Raw genomic sequence first — 13,741 nt, 5'->3', positions numbered from 1 at the left:
AGTATCTCCGTATCAAGAAAAGTCGAGCTGGACGAAGTAGTTGTGCCAGGCCCATTCCAGCTCCTGCGGCGACAGGTTCCCGGAACCGCCCTGGTAACGCTGACGATCGAGGGCCATATTCAGGAGATCGCGGGGATGGCAAGGCACCAGGGGCATGCCTTCACTTGCATAAAGCCTTTGCAGTACATAACGCAGCAGCAGCGGGTCAAAAGGAATGCCCAGACGCTCGCTTTCCTGACGCCAGATCTTTTCGTATTCCTCAGGCTTCAGGTAACCGAACTGCAGCTTGTAGCCAATCCGGCGCAGGAAGGCCTCATCGGCCAGCTCCAGGGGATTGAGGTTGGTGGAGAACACCAGAATCAGATCGAACGGCAGCTCGCAATGCCGACCACCGCCCAGGTTGAGGAAGTCGCGTTTCTCTTCCATCGGGACGATCCAGCGGTTCAACAACTCGGCGGGTGCCATGCGCTGGCGCCCCATGTCATCGATGATGAACAGGCCATTGCTGGCCTTGAGCTGCAAGGCGGCCTGGTACTGACGGGTGAAGGGGTCATAACGAACATCCAACTGCTCCATGCTCAACTCACCGCCCGTAATGACGATCGGGCGTTTGCAGCACAGCAGTCGACGGTCGATCCCTTCGTTGAGCATCAAATTGTTCTGATGACCGTTTTCATCCAGTCGCTGATGCACCTGCGGGTCATAGATTTCGATCACCGATTCGTTGATCACGATGGCATGCGGCACCCAGATGGCCTCGGCGAACAGACGGATCAACCGACTGCTGACATAGGTCTTGCCGGTACCCGCGGGGCCATAAATCATGATCGCGCGCCCGGAGTTCAGGGCCACACCCAGTTGATCGAGCATCCCCTCCGTGAGCACCACGCCGGTAAGGGCTTTGTGCATATCACTCGAGCTGATGCGACCATGGTGAATGGTCTGGAGTTTGATCAGGGAACGGTAAGTACTCACCGGGAAAGGTGCCGCGCCTATGTAGCCACTGCGCGACAGGGCATCGCGTGCGGCACTGCGACCGCGTTCGGTCAGGCTATAACGCAGCATCTGCCCAGCCGTCTGGCCCATCTGGCCAAGCACTTCGATACGCCCATCCTTGCGCAGGAACGCCAGGACCTCTTCAAGTACGGCGCCGGTCAGCGCCAGTCGCTCCACCAGCCGCGGCATGTCCAGCACGCCGGCGTCGTACAAATGCTTGCATACCAACTCACCGAGAAAACTGTCTGTCAGACCCGTCTCGCGGATTGTGCACGGCTGAGGAGCCAGTCGTTGCACCGCTTCCCGATCGCTGGGGTAGGCATCACTATCGACAATGACGTGCATGACTAACCTCCCAATCCACCGGCAACGAGTTGCCAGTAGACGCTGTTCAAAGTGCCTATCAAGATTGCAACCGAATAAGGAAAAGGCTTGCCGGCTACTTCATCCGAAGTGGGCGCCAGATACGCTTGCGCTATCAGAATCAGCCAATAGCGCCCCAGGGTCTGAAGTAATTGACCGCGAACCAGTACGATCAAAAAACCGCATACGCCGCCGGCAATCAGGCTGAACAAGGCAGCCCACAACGCGTAATGGACCGGCAACAAACTACCGACCATTGCCATCAACTTGACGTCGCCAGCGGCCATGCCACCTACGGCGTACATGGGCAGAAACAGCCCAAAACAGATCAGCATACCTAACAGGCTGTCACCCAATCCGCTGAAACCACCTGAATAAGTCTGACCGGCCAATCCCAGAACAAGACCCAACAGAACCAGCATGTTGGGGATACGGTGGCGAAGCAGATCGCTCACCACCGCGACGCCCAGCAGTCCTAGCAGTACAACTGTCGATACCAGCAATTCCATGGACATGGCGCGTCTCCCCTGGCAGGAATTATCGTTATCAGCAAGCTGTACCACCGTTAGTGGCAATGGCATTGCATAGCGCCTTGATTTGGACATTCACATTTTGCCCAAGGGTAGTGAACGCCACGACAACACCAACCGTAATCAACCCACCCGCCACCGCGTATTCCACAATGGTCAGGCCATCCTCGTCTTTGATGAACTTCAGTACCGAAGTTTTGATGGTTTGCAGAATCATTTTGCTCACCTCTCTAGCGGCCATACTGCTCAAAACATACATTGGCAGAGACGAAGCGAAGCCCACTTAGAAAAATATCCGGTAGCCCTATCAGCAAAATAGAGGCACGAACTACTTGATGGACATCACCCCGTCTCCCCCACCGGAATCATCGTTATGGGCAAGCTGTCCCGCCGTTAGCAGTAAGGGCATTACACAGTGCCTTGATTTGGACATTCACATTTTTTCCAAGGGTAGTGAACGCCACGACAACACCTACCGTAATCAACCCACCCGCCACCGCATATTCCACAATGGTCAGGCCATCCTCATCTTTGATGAACTTCACTACCGAAGCCTTGATTGTTTGCATGATCATTTTGCCCACCTCACTCGAATGTTGTTTTTTCCGGAGGCAGTACGTTCTGCGCTGCCTGATGCAACCCTAGTCAGGGGCAAGGCATGGGCGTTAGGAAGATTTTGCACATCACTAGGACTTTTTTGCGGGAAGGCCAAATGAGGGTCATTGGCCTTTGCACTAGTAGCAGGAGGGGTAAAACAAGGCCCGGATTGCACAGGCGATTGCCGCTGATTCACAAGCGACGAGCGGTTGATACCGGGCACGTGGAGAACACATCAACAAAACAGTCGTTCCGGGCTGATTGCCAGGCAACACATAGAGCGAATAGAACTAAATTTCGTTTTTCTTATCAGCATTTAGTCTGCTAAGTGATAGCACATTAGCAATACTACTCAGCGAAGAGGGGCACGTAGAACCACAGAGTAGAGACATGACGTCCAATTTGACCAGAAGGCCATCGCTGCTGTGGTTCGATCTGACTCACGATCGTTCCACAAAGGAACTCATCGCGCAGTTCGAGAGCACCTGCGACTGCAGATTGGCGAAAAACTCCGTGCTGCCCAGCGGTGAACAGGCAGACATGATCTGCATCCATTTCGATCGCCCTGACACGCCAGGCTTGAGGCTATTGCTGGAGATCAAACGCACCACCCCCACCATCCCGATCACCATGTTCACCGTCCAACATTCGGAAGAACTGGCCGTCTGGGCCATGCGCTCCAGTGTCTGGGAATACATGGTGCTGCCATTCTCGGCCACTGAGAGGAAGCGCTACCTGGTGGCGCTGGTGCAACTCTGTGAGTGGCGCCGAAATGGCAATACATCGCTGATCGACCACTCCCCGACCCTGCCGGAAAGCATCCGGCTGACCTCTGGCCACCAAAAACACCAGGCGCTGAGCAACGTCATGCTGTACATCGAGCAGCACTTTCGGGACAGCATCGATCAGAGGGATTTGGCCAAGCGCTGCGGCATGACGACCTTTCGTTTCAGCCGTCTGTTCAAGGAAGCCAATGGCGTTGGCTTCACCGATTACATCCTGGACAAGCGCATGAGCTTCGCCAAGCACCTGCTCGACAACAGCCAGATGCCGATTACCAGCATCGGCTATGAGGCCGGCTTCAAGGACCCTTCCTACTTCGCTCGTGCCTTCAAGCAATTCGCCAACTGCACACCCAGCGAATATCGTTTGGCGCGTCAACTTAGAGCGGTAGCAGCGCAACCCGCACTGGAGGATACAACCGCTGAAGTGCTCGAGAATCTGGTGCAGAGCCTCGGAAGTTGAGGCAGGTTTTTTTGAGTTTTATGCGGGAAACGAGACTCACATCTAGTATCCGACCTATTAAAACCTGGGAGGTTTATTTGATTCCTGATACAGGAATGGACTCAGTTCTCGTGAGAGCTTTGTACAACTGACCGACCTTTCGATGGACGACATTGATGATCTCTGCCAGATTTACTCTCGCAGGAATTTGCCGCCTCTTTCCATTTAATAGCTTATCTATAGTCACATTGGCTTTGAAAGCATATTTTCTCTTTGCTTAAAATCTTCAGGGGTTAGCTCCGGCGGCAAAAAATCGTTTCGAGGCTCATAATCTGCCTTAAGATATTGAGCTAGATTTTGCAGATCCAAAGGGCTCAGAGTCCCCGCTGCTTGCTTCAAGCGCAAATTATTCAGAATGTAGTCATACCGGGCGTTGTTATAATCCCGAACGGCATTGAATAGCTGACGCTGTGCATTGAGTACATCGACAGTATTACGCGTACCAATATCGGCCCCCACCTTAGAAGCTTTCAATGAACGTTGACTGGACAGGATTGTCTTTTTTCGGGCTAAAATCTGTTCTATGTCCGAGTTTACGGCTCGGTAAAAATTGCGAGTATTGAGGACCACTTCGCGTCGTTGCGTCTCTCTCAACTCTTCACTTTGCGTAAGGCGTTTATAAGACTCTCGTGTTTGGGAGTTGACTCGACCACCGCTGTACAACGGAACATTGACCTGCAAAGCAATAGAACTTTGAGATACGTTTCCCTGGTAGCCGTTGCGTCCAAAATCGGTGGGATTACTATAGCCGAAACTATCGTTATCACCCTTGCGATAAGAGGCTACCGCGTCTAGCGTCGGTGCATGCCCCGCTTGCCTTTGGCTCAGGGTTTCCTCCGCTGCCTGCACAGCGTGATTGCTGGCTTGCAGCATGAGATTTTGTCGCACTGCCGCATCTACCCAAGTTTTCGCGTCCTCGGGCACCGGGGGTAGTACAGGCAACTTGTGCTGGATGCCTTCTATACTTTCATAATTATGATTAGTCAGACGCACCATTTGCTCAAACGCATCATCTACCTTGCGCTCGGCAAGCTTGCGATTGGCTTGGGCATTGTCGAAGGCCGCCTGTGCATCCAATACATCAGTGATACTGGAAAGCCCGCCTTTGAGCCGCGCCTGGGCTTGATCCATCTGTTGCTTCAGGGCGATTTCCTCCGCTTCGGAAGCCGCTCGTTCATCAGAGGCTCGCAATGTTTCGAAATATGTTTCGGCACTTTTTAGAATCAGCTCCTGTTCTTTGGCAGACAACTCCAAAGAAGCTTGGCTCGTTGTTGCTTCGGCAGCCTTCAGCCCAAACCAAAACTCTGCATTAAACAACGGTTGCTTGAGATTTGCCTGAAATGTGGTGCCGCTGCGCACTCGCGTCAGTTGTGGTTCATCACGCACAAGGCGTGTGGACTCGACGGTTGCACCACTACTGATAGTAGGTAGCAGATTAGCTCGAGCCTGTGGAACCGTTTCACGACGTGCCTCGAAATCCGCCCTTGCTGCGGCCAATTCCGAGTCGTGCATCACGGCTTCGCGATATACCTCCATCAACTTTGCTCGCTCAGCAGTGTGATAGCGGGTTTCCAGTGAAAATGCGGATGGCGAGATTAGGCAGACAATCACGATGACGCAACAGGCACGGCTCATGAGCAAACCCTTTTTGAAAAGCTGAAAGGCAACCAAAAAGCGAGGGGGCCGAAACTGATCTTAATCCATGCGGATTGCAGAAGCTAAAGACAGGGGTTGTGGTCATTACTAAGCCTGATAGATTCGAAAGCATTTTAGCGCTACTGGAGTTCTTGCTTTACGACTACCGACAGAGGTCAGTTGCTGAATGACGTGTAAGGTCCCCATCAGCAGACCTTACACGCTTGTCCAGCCTGCTACTGCCAGTTTGTTGCAATCACCACATTGACTTGATCACGCTGAGCTTGAGTTAGACTGATTTCACCCCCTGCCGGCGGCCCGAAAGCGGCCATAGCGTTGACCAGATTGTCTACCGCATTGGCATACAACGCCGTACTTCCAGCCTGAATCACATCGATCTGTTGCGCAGTGTTGCTGTACCAGTTCTGAATGGTAATGCGATCTTCAGAACCCGTCACATCGATCACCAGGTTATTGTTCTCATGGGAGAACCAGAGGTTCTGGTTGCTGATACCCTCGATGCTCAACACATCGGTATCTCCCGGAGTACTGGATAGGTTGTTGATCGTGTCCTGGCCGTCTCCGGCAGTAAAAACATAGGTATCGCTGCCATCGCCGCCCTGCAGACTGTCATTACCCTTCCCCCCCTGCAAACGATCGTTGCTACTGGCGCCAATAATCACATCGTTACCCGCGGTGCTTGCTCTCGAGGTCACTTGAGAACTACTCCAAAAAACTCCATCCGCAAACTCTATTCGCTCCAGTTGGTAGCGTCCGGAGTTTTCGGTGAACCAGTTCGTGAGCGTGATCTGATCCTGACCGTTGCGATGACTCAGCACCAGGCTGGTGCCGGAACGGCTGGCAGTGATGTCCGTGGTCAGGATACCCGCGCCAAACCGCAGGACGTCGACACCGCTATAGAAGGAGTTGTCATCGTTGATGACGTCCTGCCCATCTCCGAGGTTGAACAGGTACAGGTCGGAGCCTTGGCCGCCATTCAATACATCGTTCCCCGTGCCCCCTTCGAACTGGTCATTCCCCGCACCGGCGGTCAGGGTGTCATTGCCCCCACCACCGGATAGCACGTGACTGAAGGCCGCACTCACGCCGGTGAGCACATCGTTACCCGCGCCGCCCGTGAGCTGCAGCAGCTGGGTGGACAAGGCCGCGCTGGTCCACACCGTGCCGTCGGTGAACTCGATCCGTTCCAGCTGGTAACGCCCGCTGTTTTCGGTGAACCAGTTGGTGAGCGTGACCTTGTCCTGTCCATTGCCATGACTCAGCACCAGGCTCGTGCCGGAGCGGCTGGCAGTGATGTCCGTGGTCAGGATACCCGCGCCAAACCGCAAGACATCGACGCCGCTATAGAAGGAGTTGTCATCGTTGATGACGTCCTGCCCATCTCCGAGGTTGAACAGGTACAGATCAGAGCCTTGGCCGCCATTCAATACATCGTTCCCCGTGCCCCCGTTGAACTGGTCACTCCCCGCACCGGCGGTCAGGGTGTCATTGCCCCCACCACCGGACAGCACGTGATTGAAGGCCGCGCTCACACCGGTGAGTACATCGTCACCCGCGCCGCCAGTGAGCTGCAGCAACTGGGCGGACAAGGCCGCGCTGGTCCACACCGTGCCGTCGGCGAACTCGATCCGTTCCAGCTGGTAACGCCCGCTGTTTTCGGTGAACCAGTTGGTGAGCGTGACCTTGTCCTGTCCATTGCCATGACTCAGCACCAGGCTCGTGCCGGAACGGCTGGCAGTGATGTCCGTGGTCAGGACACCCGCGCCAAACCGCAAGACATCGACGCCGCTATAGAAGGAGTTGTCATCGTTGATGACGTCCTGCCCATCTCCGAGGTTGAACAGGTACAGGTCGGAGCCTTGGCCGCCATTCAATACATCGTTCCCCGTGCCCCCTTCGAACTGGTCATTCCCCGCACCGGCGGTCAGCGTGTCATTGCCCCCTCCACCGGATAACACGTGACTGAAGGCCGCACTCACGCCAGTGAGCACATCGTTACCCGCGCCGCCCGTGAGCTGCAGCAACTGGGCGGACAAGGCCGCGCTGGTCCACACCGTGCCGTCGGCAAACTCGATCCGCTCCAGCTGGTAGCGTCCGGAGTTTTCGGTGAACCAGTTGGTGAGCGTGACCTGATCTTGACCATTACCATGGCTGAGTACCAGGCTGGTGCCGGAGCGGCTGGCAGTGATGTCCGTTGCCAGGATGCCCGCACCAAACCGCAGGACATCGACACCGCTATAGAAGGAGTTGTCATCGTTGATGACGTCCTGCCCATCTCCGAGGTTGAACAAGTACAGATCGGAGCCTTGGCCGCCGTTCAATACATCGTTCCCCGTCCCCCCTTCGAACTGGTCATTCCCCGCACCGGCGGTCAGCGTGTCATTGCCCCCTCCACCGGATAACACGTGACTGAAGGCCGCACTCACGCCAGTGAGTACATCGTTACCCGCGCCGCCCGTGAGCTGCAGCAACTGGGCGGACAAGGCCGCGCTGGTCCACACCGTGCCGTCGGCAAACTCGATCCGTTCCAGCTGGTAACGTCCGGAGTTTTCGGTGAACCAGTTGGTGAGCGTGACCTTGTCCTGGCCATTAGTATGGCTCAGCACCAGGCCGGTGCCGGAACGGCTGGCAGTGATGTCCGTCGCCAGGATGCCCGCACCAAACCGCAGGACGTCGACACCGCTATAGAAGGAGTTGTCATCGTTGATGACGTCCTGCCCATCTCCGAGGTTGAACAGGTACAGGTCGGAGCCTCGGCCGCCATTCAATACATCGTTCCCCGTGCCGCCTTCAAGCAGGTCATCGCCGGTGCCGGCGGTTAGCGTATCGTTGCCGCCGCCACCTCTTATGATTTGAGCTTGATTACTACCGACGCCAGTGAGCACATCGTCACCCGCGCCGCCCGTGAGCTGCAGCAACTGGGCGGACAAGGCCGCGCTGGTCCACACCGTGCCGTCGGCGAACTCGATCCGTTCCAGCTGGTAACGCCCGCTGTTTTCGGTGAACCAGTTGGTGAGCGTGACCTTGTCCTGTCCATTGCCATGACTCAGCACCAGGCTCGTGCCGGAGCGGCTGGCAGTGATGTCCGTGGTCAGGATACCCGCGCCAAACCGCAAGACATCGACACCGCTATAGAAGGAGTTGTCATCATTGATGACGTCCTGCCCATCTCCGAGGTTGAAGAGGTACAAATCGGAACCTTGGCCGCCGTTCAACACATCGTTCCCCGTTCCCCCGTTGAACTGGTCACTCCCCGCACCGGCGGTCAGGGTGTCATTGCCCCCTCCACCGGATAACACGTGACTGAAGGCCGCACTCACGCCAGTGAGCACATCGTTACCCGCGCCGCCCGTGAGCTGCAGCAACTGGGCGGACAAGGCCGCGCTGGTCCACACCGTGCCGTCGGCAAACTCGATCCGCTCCAGCTGGTAGCGTCCGGAGTTTTCGGTGAACCAGTTGGTGAGCGTGACCTGATCTTGACCATTACCATGGCTGAGTACCAGGCTGGTGCCGGAGCGGCTGGCAGTGATGTCCGTGGCCAGGATACCCGCGCCAAACCGCAGGACGTCGACACCGCTATAGAAGGAGTTGTCATCGTTGATGACGTCCTGCCCATCTCCGAGGTTGAACAGGTACAGGTCGGAGCCTTGGCCGCCATTCAATACATCGTTCCCCGTGCCCCCTTCGAACTGGTCATTCCCCGAACCGGCGGTCAGGGTGTCATTGCCCCCTCCACCGGATAACACGTGACTGAAGGCCGCACTCACGCCAGTGAGCACATCGTTACCCGCGCCGCCCGTGAGCTGCAGCAACTGGGCGGACAAGGCCGCGCTGGTCCACACCGTGCCGTCGGCAAACTCGATCCGTTCCAGCTGGTAACGTCCGGAGTTTTCGGTGAACCAGTTGGTGATCGTGACCTTGTCCTGGCCATTAGTATGGCTCAGCTCCAGGCCGGTGCCGGAACGGCTGGCAGTGATGTCCGTCGCCAGGACGCCCGCGCCAAACCGCAAGACATCGACACCGCTATAGAAGGAGTTGTCATCGTTGATGACGTCCTGCCCATCTCCGAGGTTGAACAGGTACAGGTCGGAGCCTCGGCCGCCATTCAATACATCGTTCCCCGTGCCGCCTTCAAGCAGGTCATCGCCGGTGCCGGCGGTTAGCGTATCGTTGCCGCCGCCACCTCTTATGATTTGAGCTTGATTACTACCGACGCCAGTGAGCACATCGTCACCCGCGCCGCCCGTGAGCTGCAGCAACTGGGCGGACAAGGCCGCGCTGGTCCACACCGTGCCGTCGGCGAACTCGATCCGTTCCAGCTGGTAACGCCCGCTGTTTTCGGTGAACCAGTTGGTGAGCGTGACCTTGTCCTGTCCATTGCCATGACTCAGCACCAGGCTCGTGCCGGAACGGCTGGCAGTGATGTCCGTGGTCAGGACACCCGCGCCAAACCGCAAGACATCGACGCCGCTATAGAAGGAGTTGTCATCGTTGATGACGTCCTGCCCATCTCCGAGGTTGAACAGGTACAGGTCGGAGCCTTGGCCGCCATTCAATACATCGTTCCCCGTGCCCCCTTCGAACTGGTCATTCCCCGCACCGGCGGTCAGCGTGTCATTGCCCCCTCCACCGGATAACACGTGACTGAAGGCCGCACTCACGCCGGTGAGCACATCGTTACCCGCGCCGCCCGTGAGCTGCAGCAGCTGGGTGGACAAGGCCGCGCTGGTCCACACCGTGCCGTCGGTGAACTCGATCCGTTCCAGCTGGTAACGCCCGCTGTTTTCGGTGAACCAGTTGGTGAGCGTGACCTTGTCCTGTCCATTGCCATGACTCAGCACCAGGCTCGTGCCGGAGCGGCTGGCAGTGATGTCCGTGGTCAGGATACCCGCGCCAAACCGCAAGACATCGACGCCGCTATAGAAGGAGTTGTCATCGTTGATGACGTCCTGCCCATCTCCGAGGTTGAACAAGTACAGATCGGAGCCTTGGCCGCCGTTCAATACATCGTTCCCCGTCCCCCCTTCGAACTGGTCATTCCCCGAACCGGCCGTCAGCGTATCGTTGCCGCCAGCGCCAACCAGGACCTGGGTAAAGTCGGCACTGATACCAGTGAGCACATCGTCACCTGCACCGCCCGTAAGCTGCAGCAGTTGTGCTGACAAGGCCGCGCTGGTCCACACCGTGCCGTCGGCAAACTCGATCCGCTCCAGTTGGTAGCGCCCGGAGTTTTCGGTGAACCAGTTGGTGAGCGTGACCTGATCTTGACCATTACCATGGCTGAGTACCAGGCCGGTGCCGGAACGGCTGGCAGTGATGTCCGTCGCCAGGATGCCCGCGCCAAACCGCAAGACATCGACACCGCTATAGAAGGAGTTGTCATCGTTGATGACGTCCTGCCCATCTCCGAGGTTGAACAGGTACAGGTCGGAGCCTCGGCCGCCATTCAATACATCGTTACCGGTACCGCCTTCGAGCTGGTCATTCCCCGAACCGGCCGTCAGCGTATCGTTGCCGCCAGCGCCAACCAGGACCTGGGTAAAGTCGGCACTGATACCAGTGAGCACATCGTCACCTGCACCGCCCGTAAGCTGCAGCAGTTGTGCTGACAAGGCCGCGCTGGTCCACACCGTGCCGTCGGCAAACTCGATCCGTTCCAGCTGGTAACGTCCGGAGTTTTCGGCGAACCAGTTGGTGATCGTGACCTTGTCCTGTCCATTGCCATGACTCAGCACCAGGCTCGTGCCGGAGCGGCTGGCAGTGATGTCCGTGGTCAGGATACCCGCGCCAAACCGCAAGACATCGACACCGCTATAGAAGGAGTTGTCATCATTGATGACGTCCTGCCCATCTCCGAGGTTGAAGAGGTACAAATCGGAACCTTGGCCGCCGTTCAACACATCGTTCCCCGTGCCCCCGTTGAACTGGTCACTCCCCGCACCGGCGGTCAGGGTGTCATTGCCCCCTCCACCGGATAACACGTGACTGAAGGCCGCACTCACGCCAGTGAGCACATCGTTACCCGCGCCGCCCGTGAGCTGCAGCAACTGGGCGGACAAGGCCGCGCTGGTCCACACCGTGCCGTCGGCAAACTCGATCCGCTCCAGCTGGTAGCGTCCGGAGTTTTCGGTGAACCAGTTGGTGAGCGTGACCTGATCTTGACCATTGCCATGGCTGAGTACCAGGCTGGTGCCGGCACGGCTGGCAGTGATGTCCGTGGCCAGGATGCCCGTACCAAACCGCAAGACGTCGACGCCGCCGTAGAGGTAGGAGCTGTTGTCATCGTTGATGACATCCTGTCCATCTCCGAGGTTGAACAGGTACAGGTCGGAGCCTCGGCCGCCATTCAATACATCGTTACCGGTACCGCCTTCGAGCTGGTCATTCCCCGAACCGGCCATCAGCGTATCGTTGCCGCCAGCGCCAACCAGGACCTGGGTAAAGTCGGCACTGATACCAGTGAGCACATCGTCACCCGTGCCGCCCGTGAGTTGCAGCAATTGGGCGGATAAGGCCGTGCTGGTCCACACCGTGCCATCGGCGAACTCGATCCGTTCCAGCTGGTAGCGTCCGGTGTTCTCGGTGAACCAGTTGGTGATCGTGACCTTGTCCTGTCCATTGCCATGACTCAGCACCAGGCTGGTGCCGGCACGGCTGGCAGTGATGTCCGTGGCCAGGATCCCCGCGCCAAACCGCAAGACATCGACGCCGCCATAGAGGTAGAAGCTGTTGTCATCGTTGATGACATCCTGTCCGTCACCGAGGTTGAACAGGTACAGGTCGGAGCCTCGGCCGCCGTTCAGCACGTCGTTACCGGTACCGCCTTCGAGCTGGTCGTTACCGGAACCAGTGGTCAGCGTGTCATTACCTCCTCCCCCTGAGAAATTATGATCAACGTTGGTAGTAGCACCTGTAAAAACATCATCGCCCTCAGTGCCTGTCCTGTTTAGCAAGGCACTTGTAAGCTGAGTACTAGTCCAGACAGTTCCATCAGCAAACTCGATCCTCTCCACTTGATAACGGGAATATGCCTGGTTGAACCAGTTGAGAACAATCACTTGATCTTCGCCATTACCATGCTGCAACAGTAAGCTCCCTCCTTGGATGCTAACGCTTATATCTATAGGGTTTATCCCTGCACCAAAACGCAAAACATCTATATCTCCGAAGTTTTCAGAGTTTTCATTTATTACATCTTGTCCATCGCCGAGGTTGAAGTAATAGACATCGGAGCCCGCATTTCCCTCCAGGTAGTCATCGCCCCCTCCTCCATTGAGTGCGTCCTCACCTTGGGCTCCATACAAGCTGTCGTTACCCAGTCCACCACTCAGAGAGTCGGATGAGGCGTAACCATGAATTTCGTCATCGCCCGTAGTGCTGGCAGCGACCATGACCTTGATTTGTTCGAGGTTCCATACCGTACCATCAGCAAAGCGGATCCCTTCCACGTGATAGGCACTAACTCCATCATTATAAAAATAATTGACTATTTTTACTCTGTCAGCCCCCCCTCCTAGAGCAAGAAATAAACTATCGCCCGAGCGAGTGACAACAATTTCAGCCGGCGCTATATCCGCACCAAACTCGACGAAGTCGCTCCTACCAGCTCCATCATCAAAATTATTAAGTGTGTCTTGCCCCCACCCCCGATTGAATCGATAAATGTCGGACCCCGCATCGCCACTCAGATAGTCGTTGCCCGCCCCACCTTCCAGAATATCGTCACCAGCACCACCATATAACGTGTCCTGACCTGTCAGACCGATAAGAATATTGTTATGTTCATCTCCATATAATTCGTCATTAGTTAATCCACCCAGCAAAAATCCAACATTGGCCAGTAGATAGCTGAATCCTGGAACATTCACATCACCCGCTTGCCGCAGCTGAGTCAATATCGATGCCCCCATTTCACCCGCATCCAGCAAAGACCGAGAAAACTCGGACATTACTTGCGCACCATATACAGAATTTTCATTGTACATCGCTCGCAACTGCTCGACCATCCGAGTAACGTCCAGTTCAAATTTATAATCTACAAAACTCAGATCAATTGTTCCAATTAAGGATCTAAAATGAGTCTGCAACATAAGATCCGAATAAATAAAACCAGCCAATTGGCCATATACCTGCATCAATTTTGCAGCAGCATTAGGTCCCGGGTTACCGGTACCCTCGTTGATACCGGCTGACTGAATGAAGGCTCGCCCCAAAAACGCCTCTACGGCATAGAGTTTGCGCCCATCATCAATATAGCCACCACGACTAATTGAGCTATATGCCGCGGCCCCGCTCCACGCAAATATGATTTGATC

At 56.1% G+C, this 13,741-nt stretch carries 7 protein-coding genes; 1 reads left to right on the top strand and 6 read right to left on the bottom strand.

Annotated features, from left to right (window positions below; translation table 11 throughout):
* Positions 1-12: 12 nt before the first annotated feature.
* The 4 genes from ACZ9BB_RS02730 to ACZ9BB_RS02715 all read right to left on the bottom strand — a co-directional run bounded on the left by ACZ9BB_RS02730 (position 13) and on the right by ACZ9BB_RS02715 (position 2,464).
* Positions 13-1,341, bottom strand: coding sequence for a P-loop NTPase family protein (locus ACZ9BB_RS02730; protein WP_476212427.1), 1,329 nt, complete (start codon positions 1,339-1,341; stop codon positions 13-15).
* Between the two features lie 2 nt (positions 1,342-1,343).
* Positions 1,344-1,874: an A24 family peptidase gene (locus ACZ9BB_RS02725; protein WP_476212426.1), complete on the bottom strand. Its 531-nt coding sequence runs from the start codon at positions 1,872-1,874 to the stop codon at positions 1,344-1,346.
* A 31-nt stretch (positions 1,875-1,905) separates the two neighbouring features.
* Positions 1,906-2,106 carry a Flp family type IVb pilin gene (locus tag ACZ9BB_RS02720; protein ID WP_204124525.1) on the bottom strand — a complete coding sequence of 67 codons (201 nt, stop codon included), beginning with the start codon at positions 2,104-2,106 and terminating at the stop codon, positions 1,906-1,908.
* Positions 2,107-2,260: 154 nt separating this feature from the next.
* On the bottom strand, positions 2,261-2,464 hold the full coding sequence (locus tag ACZ9BB_RS02715) for a Flp family type IVb pilin (RefSeq protein WP_476212425.1): 204 nt from the start codon (positions 2,462-2,464) through the stop codon (positions 2,261-2,263).
* Between the two features lie 412 nt (positions 2,465-2,876).
* On the opposite strand from ACZ9BB_RS02715, the gene ACZ9BB_RS02710 reads away from it, so the two are divergent.
* The gene (locus ACZ9BB_RS02710) at positions 2,877-3,731 is read left to right on the top strand and encodes a helix-turn-helix domain-containing protein (protein ID WP_476212424.1); all 855 of its coding nucleotides are present in this window, start codon (positions 2,877-2,879) and stop codon (positions 3,729-3,731) included.
* Positions 3,732-3,953: 222 nt separating this feature from the next.
* On the opposite strand, the gene ACZ9BB_RS02705 is transcribed toward ACZ9BB_RS02710, so the two are convergent.
* A complete protein-coding gene (locus ACZ9BB_RS02705; RefSeq protein WP_476212423.1) occupies positions 3,954-5,405 on the bottom strand; it encodes a TolC family outer membrane protein in 1,452 nt (483 codons plus the stop codon).
* Between the two features lie 236 nt (positions 5,406-5,641).
* Positions 5,642-13,336: a calcium-binding protein gene (locus ACZ9BB_RS02700; protein WP_476218179.1), complete on the bottom strand. Its 7,695-nt coding sequence runs from the start codon at positions 13,334-13,336 to the stop codon at positions 5,642-5,644.
* Between the last annotated feature and the right edge of the window lie 405 nt (positions 13,337-13,741).

It is taken from the genome of Pseudomonas sp. TE3552, assembly GCF_056278945.1.
Note: the sequence above shows the minus strand (reverse complement) of the source record. Positions and strands in the feature narration are given on the sequence as shown.

What these genes read in the sequence shown, in the direction of transcription:
- ACZ9BB_RS02730 (WP_476212427.1), bottom strand. Translation starts at nt 1,341, where the DNA reads ATGCACGTCATTGTCGATAGTGATGCCTACCCCAGCGATCGGGAAGCG.
- ACZ9BB_RS02725 (WP_476212426.1), bottom strand. Translation starts at nt 1,874, where the DNA reads ATGTCCATGGAATTGCTGGTATCGACAGTTGTACTGCTAGGACTGCTG.
- ACZ9BB_RS02720 (WP_204124525.1), bottom strand. Translation starts at nt 2,106, where the DNA reads ATGATTCTGCAAACCATCAAAACTTCGGTACTGAAGTTCATCAAAGAC.
- ACZ9BB_RS02715 (WP_476212425.1), bottom strand. Translation starts at nt 2,464, where the DNA reads ATGATCATGCAAACAATCAAGGCTTCGGTAGTGAAGTTCATCAAAGAT.
- ACZ9BB_RS02710 (WP_476212424.1), top strand. Translation starts at nt 2,877, where the DNA reads ATGACGTCCAATTTGACCAGAAGGCCATCGCTGCTGTGGTTCGATCTG.
- ACZ9BB_RS02705 (WP_476212423.1), bottom strand. Translation starts at nt 5,405, where the DNA reads ATGAGCCGTGCCTGTTGCGTCATCGTGATTGTCTGCCTAATCTCGCCA.
- ACZ9BB_RS02700 (WP_476218179.1), bottom strand. Translation starts at nt 13,336, where the DNA reads ATGGGGGCATCGATATTGACTCAGCTGCGGCAAGCGGGTGATGTGAAT.